The organism is Sphaerotilus montanus (genome assembly GCF_013410775.1).
GTDB lineage: Bacteria > Pseudomonadota > Gammaproteobacteria > Burkholderiales > Burkholderiaceae_C > Sphaerotilus > Sphaerotilus montanus.
Map to the genome: position 1 here is coordinate 4,286,954 of NZ_JACCFH010000001.1, position 15,203 is coordinate 4,302,156.

A 15,203-nucleotide genomic window follows, 5' to 3' on the forward strand; every position below is an offset into this window, starting at 1 on the left:
GGGTTTGTCTGGAGGCAGGAATCTTTATCGTTGAGTCCTGAATGGTTGACACCTAAACAATCAACGTCGAAGATAAGCGCCTGTCCTGCCTGGAGTGCCGCATGAAGATCGTCTGTATCGGTGGAGGCCCCGCCGGCCTGTACTTCGCCTTGCTGATGAAGCGGCTGGACCCCGCGCATGACATCACCGTGGTCGAGCGCAACCGGCCTTACGACACCTTCGGCTGGGGCGTGGTGTTCTCGGACGCGACGCTGGACAACATGACCCAGTGGGATCCGGAAACCGCCGCCGAGGTGCGCCAGGCGTTCAACCACTGGGACGACATCGAGCTGCATGTCAAGGACGAGGTCATCCGCTCCGGCGGCCACGGCTTCGTCGGCATCGGCCGCAAGAAGCTGCTCAACATCCTGCAGGCCCGCTGCGAGCAGCTCGGCGTGCAGCTGGTGTTCGAGGCCGACGTGGTGTCCGACGAGGAATTCCCCGACGCCGACCTGATCATCGCCAGCGACGGCATCAACTCGCGCATCCGCACCCGCCACGAAGCCGTCTTCAAGCCCGACATCGTCACGCGGCCCAACCGCTACCTCTGGCTCGGCACGCACAAGCTCTACGACGCCTTCACCTTCCTGTTCGAAAAGACCGAACACGGCTGGTTCCAGGCCCACATCTACAAGTTCGACGCCAACACCTCGACGCTGATCGTCGAATGCCCGGAACACGTCTGGCTCGCGCATGGGCTGGACAAGGCGGACCAGGCGGAATCGATTGCCTTCTGCGAGCGGCTGTTCGCGAAGAACCTGCAGGGCGCGGCGCTGATGACCAACGCCCGCCACCTGCGCGGCTCGGCGTGGCTGAACTTCCAGCGCGTCAAGTGCGCGCAGTGGTCGCTGTTCAACGGCCACAGCCACGTCGTGCTGATGGGTGATGCGGTCCACACCGCGCACTTCGCGATCGGCTCTGGCACCAAGCTGGCGATCGAGGACGCGATCGAGCTGACGCGGCAGTTCAAGGAACTCGGCGACACCGCTGAGCAGATCCCCGCCGTGCTGGCGCGTTACCAGGCGCTGCGCCACATCGACGTGCTGCGGCTGCAGAACGCGGCGTGGAACGCGATGGAGTGGTTCGAGGTCTGCGGCGAGCGCTACTGCGACCAGTTGCCGCCGCCGCAGTTCATGTACTCGATGCTCACGCGCAGCCAGCGCATCAGCCACGAGAACCTGCGCCTGCGGGATGCGGGCTGGCTCGGCGGCTACGAGCGCTGGTTTGCCGAGCAGGCGGGCGTGGCGGTGGCGCCGGGTCGGGCGGCACCGCCACCGATGTTCACGCCGTACACCGTGCGCAGCGTGACGCTGAAGAACCGCGTGGTCGTCTCGCCGATGGCGCAGTATTCCTGCGTGGACGGGCTGCCGGCCGACTACCACCTGATGCACCTGGGTGCGCGGGCGATGGGCGGCGCAGGGATGGTGTTCGCGGAGATGACCTGCGTGTCGCCGGATGCGCGCATCACACCGGGTTGCCCGGGTTTGTGGAACACGCCGCAGCGCAACGGCTGGAAGCGCATCGTCGACCACGTCCACACCTGGTCCGACGCGAAGATCGCGCTGCAGATCGGCCACGCCGGCGCGAAAGGCTCGACCCGCGTCGCGTGGGAAGGCATCGACCAGCCGGTGCGCGAGGCCGATGGTGGCTGGCCGCTGATCTCGGCGTCGCCGCAGCAGTACCTTGACGGTGTCAGCGACTGGTCGCGGGCGATGACACGCGAGGACATGGACCGGGTGCGCGACGACTTCGTGCGCTCGACCGGGTGGGCGGCGGAGGCGGGGTTCGACTGGCTGGAACTGCACTGCGCGCACGGTTACCTGCTGTCGTCGTTCATCTCGCCGCTGACGAACCGGCGCGAGGACGACTACGGCGGCTCGCTGGAGAACCGGCTGCGCTACCCGCTGGAGGTGTTCCGCGCGGTGCGGGCGGCGTGGCCGGCGGATCGGCCGATGTCGGTGCGGATCTCGGCGCACGACTGGGTCGAAGGTGGCATCACGCCCGACGACGCAGTGCAGATCGCCCGCGCGTTCAAGGCGGCCGGCGCGGACATGATCGACTGCTCGTCCGGTCAGGTCAGCAAGCAGGAAAAGCCGGTCTACGGTCGCATGTTCCAGACGCCGTTCTCCGACCGCGTGCGCAACGAAGCGGGCATCGCGACGATCGCCGTGGGTGCGATCTCGGAGGCGGACCACGTCAACAGCATCATCGCCGCCGGCCGCGCCGACCTGTGCGCCGTCGCCCGGCCGCACCTCGCGAACCCGGCCTGGACGCTGACGGAGGCGGCGCGGATCGGCTACCTCGACGTGGCGTGGCCGCGGCAATACACCTCGGGCAAGGTGCAACTGGAACGCAACCTGGAGCGGGAGCGGCAGCTCGCCGCGCAGGCCGCCGCGCTGAATGCACCGCGGGGCGGGGACGCCTGATGCGCAGCACCTTGACGTTGACGGGCCGACACGCGCTCATCACCGGTGCCGCCCGCGGCATCGGCGCGGCCATCGCCCGCACGCTCGCCGCCCAGGGCGCCACCCTCACGCTGCTCGGCCGCCAGCGCGACGCCCTGCAGCGACTCGCCGACGAATTGCCCGCAGTCGCCGGCCAAGCACATGGCTTCGTCGTCGCGGATGTCGCCGACCCCGCGCAGGTCCAGGCCGCGTTCGCCGAAGCCCGCGCCGCCCGTGGCCCGCTGGCGATCCTCGTCAGCAACGCGGGCCAAGCCGAGAGCGCACCCTTCGGCAAGACTTCGCTCGACCTCTGGCAGCGCATGCTGGCGGTGAACCTGACGGGCAGTTTCCTCTGCGCACAGGCGGCGCTGCCCGACATGCTCGCCGCCGGCCGGGGCCGCATCGTCCACATCGCCAGCACGGCCGGGCAGCGCGGCTATCCCTACGTCAGCGCCTACGTGGCCGCCAAGCACGGCGTGATCGGCCTGACACGCTCGCTTGCGCTGGAGCTGGCAACGAAAGGCGTGACCGTGAACGCCGTGTGCCCCGGCTTCACCGAGACCGACATCCTGCGCGACAGCGTCGCCAACATCGTCGCCAAGACCGGCCGCACCGAGGCCCAGGCCCGAGCCGACCTGGCCAGCGGCAGCCCGCAGCGCCGCTTCGTGCAGCCACAGGAAGTCGCCGACGCGGTGGCATGGCTTTGCAGCGACGGCGCGGGGGCGATCACGGGGCAATCGATTTCAGTGTCCGGCGGGGAGGTGATGTGATGGGCAATGACCGAGCGAACGACGAACACCTGGGTCACGAGGCGCGCGCGCAGGGTGATGACCATCTGGATGTGAAGGTCTGGCTGCGCCTGCTGGCCTGCAGCACCGAGATCGAGCAGTACATCCGCCAGCGCCTGCGTGCCCGCTTCGGCACCACGCTGCCGCGCTTCGACTACCTCGCGCAGCTGGAGCGCCACCCGGACGGGCTGCGCATGAACGCGCTGTCGCGCTACCTGATGGTGACCGGCGGCAACGTGACCGGGCTCACCGACCAGTTGGTCAAGGACGGGCTGGTCGAGCGGCTGGACGACCTCGAAGACCGCCGCTCCTACCGCGTCACGCTCACACCGCAGGGCCGGGCCGACTTCGCTCGGATGGCCGCTGAGCATGAACAGTGGCTGACCGAGCTGTTCGGCGGCCTGCCGGGTGCGGACAAGGACGCCCTCTACCACCAGCTCGGCCACCTGCGCCAGCACCTGAACGCGACGCTGCGGAACCCCACGCCATGAACATGAACCAGACCGTGCCTTCCATCGATCCCGCGCTGCTCGCCGGCAACCGCCAGCGCCTGGCCGACCACACCGCCACGCACTTCCTCTGGCAGGTCCAGGCCGGCGTCGGCACCATCACGCTCAACCGCCCCGAGCGCAAGAACCCGCTGACCTTCGACTCCTACGCTGAGTTGCGCGACCTGTTCGGACGACTGAAGTACGCCGAGGACGTGACCGTCGTGGTGGTTCAGGGGGCAGGGGGGAATTTCTGCTCCGGCGGCGATGTCCACGAGATCATCGGCCCGCTGATTGCGCTGAAGGCACCCGAGTTGCTGATGTTCACGCGCATGACCGGCGACCTCGTCAAGGCGATGCGGGCGTGTCCGCAGCCGATCGTGGCGGCGGTGGACGGGGTCTGCGCCGGGGCGGGCGCGATCGTGGCGATGGCCAGCGACCTGCGGCTCGGCACGGCGCGCAGCAAGACCGCGTTCCTGTTTAACCGGGTCGGGCTGGCGGGCTGCGACATGGGCGCCTGCGCGATCCTGCCGCGGATCATCGGGCAGGGGCGGGCGAGCGAGCTGCTCTACACCGGCCGGTCGATGGGCGGCGAGGAGGCCGAGCGCTGGGGATTCTTCAACCGGCTGGTGGCGCCCGACGCACTCGCTGAAGCCGCGCAGGCGCTCGCCGCTGACCTCGCCGCCGGGCCGACCTTCGCCAACGGCATCACCAAGACGATGCTGCACCAGGAGTGGGCAATGACGATCGAGCAGGCGATCGAGGCCGAGGCGCAGGCGCAGGCGATCTGCATGCTGACCGAGGATTTCTCGCGGGCTTACCACGCCTTCGTGGCCAAGCAGCGGCCACGTTTCGAGGGGAACTGAGATGGCGGACACCAAAGCGCATGACGCGCACGACCTGCTGGACTGGCCGTTTTTCGAGCCGCGCCACCGTGCGCTGGCAACCGAACTGGACGCCTGGGCGCGCGAACACCTGGCCGGCGCGCACGGGCATGACGTCGATGCCGAATGCCGGGCGCTGGTGACCGCGCTGGGTGAGGCGGGCTGGCTGCGTCACGCCGTGGCCGGTACCGACTTCGGCGGCGCGACCGACGTGATCGACACCCGCACGATCTGCCTGATCCGCCAGACGCTGGCGCGGCACTCGGGGCTGGCGGACTTCGCGTTTGCGATGCAGGGGCTGGGCTCGGGCGCGATCAGCCTGGCTGGCACACCGGAGCAGCGCGCGCGCTTCCTGCCCGGCGTCGCCAGCGGCCGGACGATCGCGGCGTTTGCGCTGTCCGAGCCGGAAGCGGGGTCGGACGTGGCAGCGATGGCGTGCGCGGCGCGGCTGGACGGTGACGCGTACGTGCTCGACGGCGAGAAGACCTGGATCTCCAACGGCGGCATCGCGCACCAGGTCGTCGTCTTCGCCCGCACCGACGACGCGCCCGGCGCCCGGGGCATCAGCGCGTTTGTCGTGGATGCAGACACGCCCGGCTTCGAGATCGCCGAGCGCATCGACGTGATCGCGCCGCACCCGCTGGCCCGGCTGCGCTTCAGCGGCTGCCGCGTCCCGGCCGATCGGCGCCTGGGCGCGTCCGGCGAGGGCTTCAAGATCGCGATGCGCACGCTCGACGTGTTCCGCACCTCGGTGGCCGCCGCCGCGCTCGGTTTCGGACAACGTGCGCTGGCCGAGGGCTTGTACCGCGCCCGCACCCGCAAGATGTTCAAGGGCGTGCTGGCCGATTTCCAGCTCACGCAGGCCAAGCTCGCACAGATGGCGACGACGCTGGACGCCGCGATGCTGCTGACCTACCGCGCCGCGTGGCTGCGCGACCAGGGGCGCACCGTCACCAAGGAAGCCGCGATGGCCAAGCTCGCCGCCACCGAGGGCGCACAGCAGGTCATCGACGCGGCGGTGCAGCTCTGGGGTGGGCTGGGCGTTGTCAGCGGGCAGCCAGTGGAGCTGCTTTACCGCGAGATCCGGGCGCTGCGCATCTACGAAGGCGCCACCGAAGTCCAGCAGCTCATCATCGGCCGCGAACTGCTGCGCGAGCCGACCTGAACCCGTCGCGACCTGTCGCTACCTGCCGCTTCACGAGGATCCGCCATGACCGCTCACCTCGACACTTTCGCCCGTGACCACCTGCCGCCCGCGTCTGCGCAGCCGGAGTTCCTGTTCGAGCTGCCCGAGCTGCAGTTCCCGGCGCGGCTGAACTGCGCCACCGAGCTGCTCGACCGCCGTGTCGCCGAGGGGCAGGGCGATCGGTTGTGCATCAGCGCGCCGGGTGGCCTGCGCTGGACGTACGCCGACCTGCAGGCGCGCGCCAACCGCATCGCCAATGTGCTGGTGTGCGAGATGGGGCTGGTGCCGGGCAACCGGGTGCTGCTGAGCGCGCCGAACAACCCGATGCTGGCGGCCTGCTGGTTCGCGGTCATCAAGGCGGGCGGCATCGCGGTGGCGACCATGCCGCTGCTGCGCGCCAAGGAGCTGACCGCGATCATCGACAAGGCCCGGATCAGCCACGCGCTGTGCGATCTGTGCCTGGCCGGCGAGGTGCAGGCGGCGCAGCACCAGGCACCGGTGCTGCAGAAGGTGCGCTATTTCAACCACCCGGATGTGCAGGGCCTCGAAGCCGCCATGGCACGGCACAGCGACCAGTTCGACAACGTGGACACCGCCGCGGACGACACCTGCCTGCTCGCGTTCACGTCGGGCACCACCGGCGTGCCCAAGGCGACGATGCATTTCCACCGCGACGTGATGGCGGCGTGTGCGTGCTGGCCGAAACACGTGCTGCGCCCGCAGCCGGACGACGTGTTCATCGGCAGCCCGCCGCTGGCGTTCACGTTCGGGCTGGGCGGGCTGCTGCTGTTCCCGATGTCGGTGGGGGCGTCCACGGCATTGCTGGAGCGCGCGTCGCCCGAGCACCTCGTCCAGGGCATCGAGGACCACGGCGCCACCATCCTTGTCACGGCGCCGACCTCGTACCGCACGCTTGCCGCCCACGGGGCGCGGCTGCGCGCCTCGACCTTGCGGCGCTGCGTCTCGGCGGGTGAAGCGCTGCCGGCGGCGACGCGCACGCTGTGGCGCGCCGCAACCGGCATCGAGCTGATCGACGGCATCGGCGCGACCGAGATGCTGCACATCTTCATCTCCGCCGACGAGGCCCACGCCCGCCCCGGCGCCACCGGCACGGCGATTCCTGGCTACCAAGCCTGTGTGCTCGATGCCAACGGCCAGCCGGTGCCGCCTGGGACGGTGGGCCGGCTCGCGGTGAAAGGCCCGACCGGCTGCCGCTACCTCGACGATCCGCGGCAGGCGAACTATGTGCAGAACGGCTGGAACCTGACCGGCGACGCCTACCTGATGGACGCCGACGGCTACTTCGTCTACCAGGCGCGCACCGACGACATGATCATCTCGGCGGGCTACAACATCGCCTCGCCGGAGGTGGAAGGCGCGCTGCTGGCCCATCCCGCGGTGGCCGAGTGCGGCGTGATCGGCGTGCCGGACGCAGAGCGCGGGCAGATCGTCAAGGCGTTTGTCGTGCTGCGTGCGGGCGGTGGGTACTCGCCAGACGCCGCGCTCGTCAAGACGCTGCAGGACTTCGTCAAGCAGGCCATCGCCCCGTACAAGTACCCGCGCGCCATCCAGTTCGTCACCGAGCTGCCGCGCACCGGGACAGGCAAACTGCAGCGTTTCCGACTGAACAGCCTGCAAACTTCCCAGGAGAACCCGACATGAACGTTCTGCTCCCCCCCGGCTGGCCGCGCCCGCGCGGTTATGCCAACGGCGTCACCGCCCGCGGCCGCATGGTCTTCGTCGCCGGCATGATCGGCTGGGACGCGCAGGGCGTGTTCCACACCGACGACCTCGCCGGCCAGGTGCGCCAGGCGCTGCAGAACATCGTGGACGTGCTCGCCGCGGGTGACGCCAAGCCCGAACACATCGTGCGCATGACCTGGTACGTCACCGACAAGACCGAATACGTGGCCGCCTACCCCGAGATCGGCCGCGCGTTCCGCGAGCTGATCGGCTGCTACAACGCGGTGATGACGGCGGTCGAGGTCAGCGCGCTGGTCGAGGACCGGGCGAAGGTCGAGATCGAGGTCACGGCCGTCGTGCCGGACTGAATGGAACCTGCCCCGGAGCCCTGCCCATGACCCCGAACTACCCCGCGATCTACCGCGAATTCACCGACCAGGCGCAGATCGACGCCCAGTACAACCCCTCGCTGCCGGTGGCCGATCCCGCCGCCGAGATGCAGCACTTCGTCACCCAGGCGCAGCGGGCGCGGGCCACGCTGCGCGATGTGCCGGACGTGCGCTACGGGCCGACGCTGGCCGAGACGCTCGACATCTATCCCGCCGAACAGCCGAACGCGCCCGTGTTCGTCTTCATCCACGGCGGCTACTGGCGGGCGCTGTCGTCCAAGGAGTTCGCCGGCATCGCGCTCGGGCTGCAGCCGCTGGGCATCACGTCCGTGCTGATCAACTACGCGCTGTGCCCGGCGGTGACGATCGACGAGATCACGCGCCAGACCCGCGCCGCGCTGGCCTGGGTGCTGCAGCACATCCACGAACACGGCGGCGATCCGACCCGCGTGGCGATCGGCGGTCACTCGGCGGGCGGGCACCTGACGGCGATGGCGCTGCAGACCCGCTGGGCCGAGGACTACGGGCTGCCGGCCGATCCGTTCAAGGCGGCGGTGCTGGTCAGCGGGCTGTACGACCTCGCGCCGCTGCGTTACAGCTACCTGCAGCCGAAGATCCAGCTCGACGACGGCGTGATTCGCCGCAACTCGCCCGCGTTTGGCGTGCGGCCCTGCACGACGCCGATCCACATCACCTGGGGCGGCGCCGAGACGAGCGAGTTCGCGCGGCAGTCGCAGGTGTTCCACGACGCCTGGCAGGCCGCGGGCAACACGTCCAAGCTGGCGCCCGTGCCCGGTGCGAACCATTTCAGCGCCATCCACGGCTTCGAGACGCCCGACGGCCACCTCGCCCGCTGGCTGGCCGATGCCCTTGCCTGAATCTCACGGTCCCACGATCCCATGACACCTCCCATCACCCGTGACACCTGCGCCGCGCTGGACGCGGCCGACACGCTGGCGCCGCTGCGCGACCAGTTCGACCTGCCCGAGGGCGTGATCTACCTCGACGGGAACTCGCTCGGCGTGCTGCCACGCGCCACCGCGGGCCGCGTGCAGGACGTGATCCGCCGCGAGTGGGGACAGGATTTGATCCAGAGCTGGAACAAGGCCGGCTGGATCGACTACCCGCAGCGCGTCGGCGACAAGATCGCCCGGCTCGTCGGCGGCCAGCCCGGCGAGGTGATCGCCGCGGATTCGACCTCGCTGAACCTCTACAAGGTGCTGAGCGTGGCGCTGGCCAGCGTGCGCGCGTCGGATCCGGACGGACGCCGCCGCGTCATCGTCTCCGAGCGCGACAACTTCCCGACCGACCTCTACATCGCCGAAAGCCTCGCCCGGCAGCATGGCTTCACGCTGCGGCTGGTCGAAACCGACGAGATCGCCGCGCAACTGACCGGCACGGCGGGCGACGCACTCGCCGTGCTGATGCTCACCCACGTCAACTACCGCACCGGCCGCCAGCACGCGATGGCCGACGTCACCGCCGCCGCGCACGCCGCGGGCGCGCTGGTGGTGTGGGACCTGGCGCATTCGGCGGGCGCGGTGCCGGTGGACTTGAACGGCTGCGACGCGGACTTCGCGATCGGCTGTGGCTACAAGTACCTCAACGGCGGCCCGGGTTCGCCCGCGTTCCTGTGGGTGCATCCGCGGCACCTCGCCCGGCTCGGCGGCGACGGGAAAGATGCGCTGTGGCAGCCACTCGCAGGCTGGATGGGCCACGCAGCGCCGTTCGAGTTCACGCCCGGCTACCGGCCGGCGGCGGGCGTGACCGGTTTCCTGTGCGGCACCCCGTCGGCGATCGCGCTGGCGGCGCTGGAGTGCGGCGTGGACACGGTGCTGGCGGCCGAGGCGCTGGGCGGCATGGCGGCGGTGCGGGCCAAGTCGCTCGCGCTGACCGATCTGTTCAGCGCGCTGGTGGCGCAGCGCTGCGCGGGCCACGGCCTGACGCTGCAGACGCCGACCGAGCCCGCGCTGCGCGGCAGCCAGGTGAGCCTCTACCGCGACGAGGGTGCCTACGCGATCGTGCAGGCGCTGATCGCGCGCGGCGTGGTCGGTGACTACCGGGCGCCGGGCATCCTGCGCTTCGGGTTCACGCCGCTGTATCTGCGCTTCGCCGATGTCTGGGACGCGGTGGAGCACCTGGTGCAGGTGCTGCAGACCGGCGAGTGGCGGGAAGAACGTTTCCATCAACGGGCCGCCGTGACCTGAGGAACTGCAGATGACCGACCAGAAACGCACCGAACAGATCGTGGCGGAAGAGGGCGCCCAGCTCGATTTCAGCCGCGACATGAGCTACGGCGACTACCTGCACCTCGACCAGATCCTGAGCGCGCAGCACCCGCTGTCGCCCGCGCACGACGAGCTGCTGTTCATCGTCCAGCACCAGACCAGCGAGCTGTGGATGAAGCTGATGCTGCACGAGCTGCGCGCCGCGATCCGCAGCGTGGCCGGCGACGACCTGCACAGCGCGTTCAAGATGCTCAGCCGCGTCAGCCGGATCATGGAGCAGCTCGTCGGCGCGTGGAGCGTGCTGTCCACGATGACGCCGCCCGAGTACACGGCGATCCGGCCCTACCTGTCGAACTCCAGCGGCTTCCAGAGCGCGCAGTACCGCTGCATCGAGTTCGCGCTCGGCAACAAGAACGCCGCGATGCTCAAGCCGCACGCGCACCACCCGGCGCGGCTGGCCGAAGTGGACGCCGCGTGGCGGGCGCCGTCGGTGTACGACGAGGCGCTGCGGCTGATGAAGCGCAGCGGGATCGACATGCCGGCGGATCGACTGGAACGCGACTGGACCTTGCCCTATGAAGCCAGCGACGCGGTGCATCAGGCGTGGCTCGTCGTCTACCGCGACCCGAAACAGCACTGGGATCTCTACCAGCTCGGCGAGAAGCTGGTCGATCTGGAAGACGCCTTCCGGCTGTGGCGCTTCCGGCATGTGACGACCGTGGAGCGCGTGATCGGCTTCAAGCGCGGTACGGGCGGCACGGGCGGGGTGAGCTACCTGCGCAAGATGCTGGACGTGGTGCTGTTCCCGGAACTGTGGCGGATCCGCACGGAGCTTTGAGGCGCCACAGGTCCTTGTTCATGTCTTCACCTTCGCTTGGCGTGCTTCATTTCAGGCTCATGTGGTCAAGGCCTCCTTGAAGTGCCAGGCCTGCGACAAGTTGAAGCTGGAGCGACTCCGCCTTCGGCGGGGGTTCAGCCCGCGGCCTTCTCGGTCGACTTGCGCAGGCGGGCCGTGGCCGCACTGACGCTGGCCTCGAACTCCGTCCAGCGCGCCGCGGTGGCCTGCTTCATCTCGGCGAGCCTGGTTTCCGCCGTCTTCACGTCCAGCCGAAGCGCCGCGAGGTCCAGGTCGATCTTGGCCTTGGCCTCGGTGGCGGCCATGCCGGCTTTCTTTTCGAGACCGGCGACCGCCTCCTTGCCCTTGGCGATGTCCTTGTCGGCGGCCGTGACGAAGGCATCGCGCCGGCTCGTGTCCGTCGTGTACGTGAACTTCGACATGGCCTTGATCATGTCCTTGGTGGCGCCGGCCATCACGAGCTTGCCCGCCTTGTCCTGGATCTGCGTGACCGGGATCGCCACGTCGTGGCGGCCGATGCCGATGAAGCCGCCCGCACCGACGATCACGTAGGACACGCTCTTGTCCGGCGAGATGATCAGGTCTTCCACCTTGCCGACTTTCTCGCCAGCGTCGTTGTAGATGGTCTTGCCCATCAGCGTCTTCTTGACGCTCCAGCCCATCGCCAGCTTGGTCGACTCGGTGACGCTGGTGTCCACCGTGGTGGTGCCGCCAGCGACCTGGGCGGTGGCAGATCCGGTGATGCACAGCGCGCCCACGGCGGTCAGCGTGGCGAACATCAGGTGGGCGGTCCGGCTGGAAAAGTGCTTTTTCATGGTTCGGGTTCCTCGTTGGTGTCACGAGGTTTGTAGGCCCATCCAGCGAGGCTGTCTGTTCTGCACCGCACGCAGCGGCGAGACCCGCACAGTCCGCCCCCGCGGTCGTCCAGTCGCGTCATCTGTGCGCCGCAGACCTCGAAAGCGCCTCCACCACGACCGCCACCCCCGACAGCACCGCATTCCCCGACAGCGGATCCCGCAGCCGCTCGTCCAGCACCGCGTTCAGGTTCGCCCCCGGCCGCTCGGCGGCGACGTGCAGCCGCGTGCCGGGCTGGTCATGCCCCCAGCCATGGGGCAGGCAGACAACGCCCGGCATCACGCTGTCATCGACGTGGACCTGCACGGTGATGTGGCGATCGTGGTGCCCGGCGTCGTCTGCTCGGCGAACACAAGCCGAGGCGCCCTCCGCCAGGCCGAGCCGCTGCGCGTCGACCGGATGCACCTGCATCGCGCCGCGGAACGGCCCCTTGGCCAGCGTCGGCAGGTTGTGCATCCACGAGTTGTTCGAGCGCACGTCGCGCCGGCCGATGATCACCAGCGGCGGCGCGGGTTCGCGCAGCGCCGCCAGCGCCCGCGGCAGATCAGCGAGCAGCATCGGCGGCGCCAAGTCCACCCGGCCGCTCGGCGTGCGCAAGACTTCCGGCAAGCGCGGGGCCAATGCGCCGAGGTCGATGCCGGACGGCGCGTCCAGCAGCGCCGCCAGCCGCACGCCGCCCGGCCTGCGCCCGAAATCGTCTCCGTGCGGCCCGGCACGCAAGGCCAGGTCCAGCCGCCGCTCCGGCCCGCGCCAGCGCGACGCCTCGGCAAACGCCTGTTCGGCCCGGTCGCCCGCGAACCGCTCGGCCTCCTGACGCGCGAGCCGATCGTCCAGCGCGGCCACATCGACCATGCCACCCGGCCCGCGCCCCTGCGCGATCTCGCTCAGGCGCAGCAGGATCTCCCACTCCGCCGGCTGCCCGGAGTCCGCCAACCCGACCGGCGGGCTGTACCGCACGTGGTTGCGCATCGACAACTGCCCGAAGGCGACGTCGAAATGCCCATCCTCCAGCGGCGAACGGCCGGGCAGGATCACGTCGGCGTGGCGTGTCGTCTCGTTCAGGTAGATGTCCACGCTGACCATGAAGTCGAGCGTGTCCAGCGCCGCCGCGAGCCTCGGGCTGCCGGGCGCCGACAGCACCGGGTTGGACGCCACCGTGATCAGCGCCTTCACGGCGGGCTGCTCGGGCGAGGTGGCGGGGGTCTCGATTTCCTCGGCCAGGCAGGTGATCGGCCATTCCCCGATCACTTCGGGCGCGCCGCTGACGCGGCTGTGGTGGCGGCCCGTGGTGACGCCGCGGCCGATCCCCGGAGGCCCCATCGTGTTGGCCGCCAGCGCCGCCGCCTTCGGGAACATCACGCCACCCTCGGCGTCCAGCCGCCCGGTCAGCACGTTGAGCACGTCGATCAACCACGCCGACAGCGTGCCGAAGGTTTGCCCGTTGGTGCCGATGCGGCCGTAGACAGCGGCCCGCGGCGCGGCGGCCAGTTCGCGGGCGAGGCGGCGGATGGTTTCAGCTGGAATCGCACACCGATCTGCAACAACGTCCGGCGCGAACGCCGCCACCGCCGCTCGAACGGCCTCGACATCCTCCGTGCTCACCACCGACGCCGCCGCGCCAAGCCGCACCAGCCCTTCCGCGAACAGCGTGTGCACCATCGCGGCGAGCAGGAACACGTCCGCGCCGGGGCGGATCGGCAGGTACTCGTCGGCAACCTTGGCCGTTTCCGTGCGGCGCGGGTCGATCACCACCAGCCGCCCGCCACGCTGCCGCAAGGCCTTCGCCCGCCCGCGGAAATCCGGCACCGTCCACATGCTGCCGTTGCTCGCCACCGGGTTGGCGCCGATCACCAGCAGCCAGTCGGTGCGGTCGATGTCAGGCACCGGCACGCTGAACCAGTGGCCATACAGCAGCCCGCAAGCGAGCTGGCGCGGGATCTGGTCAAGCGTGGAGGCGGAATAGACGTGCTTCGTGCCGAGCGATTTCACCAGCGTCGGCACGGTCAGCGTCAGCCCGAGCTTGTGCACGATCGGGTTGCCGAGCGTGATGCCGACCGCGCCGCGGCCGTGGCGGGCCTGCACGTCGCCCAGACCGCGCGCGATCTCGGCAAACGCCTCGTCCCAGGTGGCGGGTTCATGCCGTCCGTTGCGCCGGATCAGCGGCTGGCGTAGGCGGTCCGGATCGTCATGCAGGTCTTTCAGCGCGACCGCCTTCGGGCAGAGGTAGCCGCGGCTGAACGGATCGCTGTCGTCGCCGCGGATGGTGGCGATGTGCTCGACACCTTGCGTGTCGCGTTCGATGTCGAGCACGAGGCCGCAGCAGGCCTCGCACAGCGGGCAGATGCGGTGGGCGGTGCGGTGGGTGGACATGCGACGTCTCCGGCGGTGGGTCGATCCGGCGGATTCTGAACGGCACGGAGATTGACTTGCGTCACCGAGGCGTCAGCGGAATCGCCCTGGTACCGGGTCAGTCGAGCGCGAGGACGGTGTCCCCGTCGCTTGGGGTGCAGCCGTCGCCGACCGGCGTCCAGCCGTGGTGGACGACGACACGCTGCCCGGCATGGCAGACCTCGACCCGCGTGGCGCCGGGCACCTGGTCGCGCACGAAGGCCTCGATCGACGCCGGCATGCTGATCTGGAAGCGGGCAGCCTGCAGGTCGTCCGCGGGATGGTCGTCGGTGTGGACCCACGGGCTGAGGGTGCTCAGCCACAGCAGCGGCGCGAAGCCGAGGTCGATCACGGTGGGGGTGTAGCGCTGCAGCCGGAGCCAGTCCTGGGCGGCCGACCGGTCGGCTTCTGCCAGCCCGCCTTGCGCCACCGCCAGCAGCTCGACCGTCCACTGGTTGCAGTTCTGGAACCGCAGGCTCCAGGCGTGGGCATTGGCGCTGTAGGTCGGGCCGAGCAGCGCCAGCGCCTGCCGGGTGTCGAGGACGGTGCGTTCCAGTGGCGGCGCGGCGTCCGGCGGCAGGAAGACCAGCGACAGGGCGCCGCTGTCCGGGTTGTCGGTGCCGAAGAGGAAACCGGAGAGCCCTTGATCGAAGACCTTGGGCTGGCCCGCGTCGCAGGCGTAATACAGCTGCCGCACCGACCAGGGGCCGTTGGCGCTGTGCCGCAAGGTGAAGCCGCTGTGCGAGTAGCGCAGGCCGAGTCGACCGAGGTCCAGCCCGGTGCGCGAGACCAGCGCCACCGACTGGCCAGAGCGCTCCAGCACGTCCTTCACGACCGCGCTGACCCGCAGCAGGCGGGCCTGTTGTGCGGCCGTGAGCGCGGCCGGCTGGTCACAGAAACGCGGCAGGCCGGCCTGGCTGGTCAGCGGCGCGGCGGCCAGGGCGATCCACACCCCGGCGACAAGGCGGACCACTG

General features: G+C 69.8%; 13 protein-coding genes. 10 read left to right on the forward strand and 3 right to left on the reverse strand.

Going from position 1 to position 15,203, the window contains the following annotated elements; translation table 11 throughout:
• The first annotated feature begins 101 nt into the window (after window positions 1-101).
• The 10 genes from BDD16_RS19525 to kynA are packed head-to-tail and all read left to right on the forward strand — an operon-like array spanning window position 102 to window position 10,967.
• Window positions 102-2,465, forward strand: coding sequence for a bifunctional salicylyl-CoA 5-hydroxylase/oxidoreductase (locus BDD16_RS19525; RefSeq protein ID WP_179635476.1), 2,364 nt, complete (start codon window positions 102-104; stop codon window positions 2,463-2,465).
• Window positions 2,465-3,253, forward strand: coding sequence for an SDR family NAD(P)-dependent oxidoreductase (locus BDD16_RS19530; RefSeq protein ID WP_179635477.1), 789 nt, complete (start codon window positions 2,465-2,467; stop codon window positions 3,251-3,253). The genes BDD16_RS19525 and BDD16_RS19530 overlap by 1 nt, the downstream gene beginning before the upstream one ends.
• The gene (locus tag BDD16_RS19535; RefSeq protein ID WP_179635478.1) at window positions 3,253-3,762 is read left to right on the forward strand and encodes a MarR family winged helix-turn-helix transcriptional regulator; all 510 of its coding nucleotides are present in this window, start codon (window positions 3,253-3,255) and stop codon (window positions 3,760-3,762) included. The genes BDD16_RS19530 and BDD16_RS19535 overlap by 1 nt, the downstream gene beginning before the upstream one ends.
• Before the next feature lie 2 nt (window positions 3,763-3,764).
• Entirely contained in the window at window positions 3,765-4,625 is an 861-nt protein-coding gene (locus BDD16_RS19540; RefSeq protein WP_179636255.1) for an enoyl-CoA hydratase family protein, read from the forward strand.
• Between the two features lies 1 nt (window position 4,626).
• The gene (locus BDD16_RS19545) at window positions 4,627-5,808 is read left to right on the forward strand and encodes an acyl-CoA dehydrogenase family protein (protein ID WP_179635479.1); all 1,182 of its coding nucleotides are present in this window, start codon (window positions 4,627-4,629) and stop codon (window positions 5,806-5,808) included.
• Window positions 5,809-5,853: 45 nt separating this feature from the next.
• Window positions 5,854-7,491, forward strand: coding sequence for an AMP-binding protein (locus BDD16_RS19550; protein ID WP_179635480.1), 1,638 nt, complete (start codon window positions 5,854-5,856; stop codon window positions 7,489-7,491).
• Window positions 7,488-7,880 carry a RidA family protein gene (locus BDD16_RS19555; protein WP_179635481.1) on the forward strand — a complete coding sequence of 131 codons (393 nt, stop codon included), beginning with the start codon at window positions 7,488-7,490 and terminating at the stop codon, window positions 7,878-7,880. Before BDD16_RS19550 ends, BDD16_RS19555 begins: the two co-directional genes overlap by 4 nt.
• 26 nt (window positions 7,881-7,906) lie before the next feature.
• Entirely contained in the window at window positions 7,907-8,779 is an 873-nt protein-coding gene (locus BDD16_RS19560) for an alpha/beta hydrolase (RefSeq protein ID WP_179635482.1), read from the forward strand.
• 21 nt (window positions 8,780-8,800) lie between these two features.
• Entirely contained in the window at window positions 8,801-10,108 is a 1,308-nt protein-coding gene (kynU, locus tag BDD16_RS19565; protein ID WP_179635483.1) for a kynureninase, read from the forward strand.
• A gap of 10 nt (window positions 10,109-10,118) precedes the next feature.
• Window positions 10,119-10,967 (forward strand): tryptophan 2,3-dioxygenase, encoded by an 849-nt coding sequence (gene kynA, locus BDD16_RS19570; protein ID WP_179635484.1) that lies wholly within the window; start codon window positions 10,119-10,121, stop codon window positions 10,965-10,967.
• 134 nt (window positions 10,968-11,101) lie between these two features.
• On the opposite strand, the gene BDD16_RS19575 is transcribed toward kynA, so the two are convergent.
• The 3 genes from BDD16_RS19575 to BDD16_RS19585 form a co-directional block, all read right to left on the reverse strand.
• The gene (locus BDD16_RS19575; protein ID WP_246332618.1) at window positions 11,102-11,800 is read right to left on the reverse strand and encodes a PRC-barrel domain-containing protein; all 699 of its coding nucleotides are present in this window, start codon (window positions 11,798-11,800) and stop codon (window positions 11,102-11,104) included.
• 118 nt (window positions 11,801-11,918) lie between these two features.
• Window positions 11,919-14,210 (reverse strand): molybdopterin-dependent oxidoreductase, encoded by a 2,292-nt coding sequence (locus BDD16_RS19580; protein WP_179635485.1) that lies wholly within the window; start codon window positions 14,208-14,210, stop codon window positions 11,919-11,921.
• A gap of 97 nt (window positions 14,211-14,307) precedes the next feature.
• Window positions 14,308-15,201, reverse strand: coding sequence for a DUF2145 domain-containing protein (locus BDD16_RS19585; RefSeq protein WP_179635486.1), 894 nt, complete (start codon window positions 15,199-15,201; stop codon window positions 14,308-14,310).
• Window positions 15,202-15,203 lie beyond the last annotated feature (2 nt).

Coding starts and splice junctions, on each gene's coding strand:
- BDD16_RS19545 (WP_179635479.1), top strand. CDS start 4,627: ATGGCGGACACCAAAGCGCATGACGCGCACGACCTGCTGGACTGGCCG.
- BDD16_RS19540 (WP_179636255.1), top strand. CDS start 3,765: ATGAACCAGACCGTGCCTTCCATCGATCCCGCGCTGCTCGCCGGCAAC.
- BDD16_RS19525 (WP_179635476.1), top strand. CDS start 102: ATGAAGATCGTCTGTATCGGTGGAGGCCCCGCCGGCCTGTACTTCGCC.
- BDD16_RS19560 (WP_179635482.1), top strand. CDS start 7,907: ATGACCCCGAACTACCCCGCGATCTACCGCGAATTCACCGACCAGGCG.
- BDD16_RS19580 (WP_179635485.1), bottom strand. CDS start 14,210: ATGTCCACCCACCGCACCGCCCACCGCATCTGCCCGCTGTGCGAGGCC.
- BDD16_RS19550 (WP_179635480.1), top strand. CDS start 5,854: ATGACCGCTCACCTCGACACTTTCGCCCGTGACCACCTGCCGCCCGCG.
- BDD16_RS19530 (WP_179635477.1), top strand. CDS start 2,465: ATGCGCAGCACCTTGACGTTGACGGGCCGACACGCGCTCATCACCGGT.
- BDD16_RS19575 (WP_246332618.1), bottom strand. CDS start 11,800: ATGAAAAAGCACTTTTCCAGCCGGACCGCCCACCTGATGTTCGCCACG.
- BDD16_RS19535 (WP_179635478.1), top strand. CDS start 3,253: ATGGGCAATGACCGAGCGAACGACGAACACCTGGGTCACGAGGCGCGC.
- kynU (WP_179635483.1), top strand. CDS start 8,801: ATGACACCTCCCATCACCCGTGACACCTGCGCCGCGCTGGACGCGGCC.
- kynA (WP_179635484.1), top strand. CDS start 10,119: ATGACCGACCAGAAACGCACCGAACAGATCGTGGCGGAAGAGGGCGCC.
- BDD16_RS19555 (WP_179635481.1), top strand. CDS start 7,488: ATGAACGTTCTGCTCCCCCCCGGCTGGCCGCGCCCGCGCGGTTATGCC.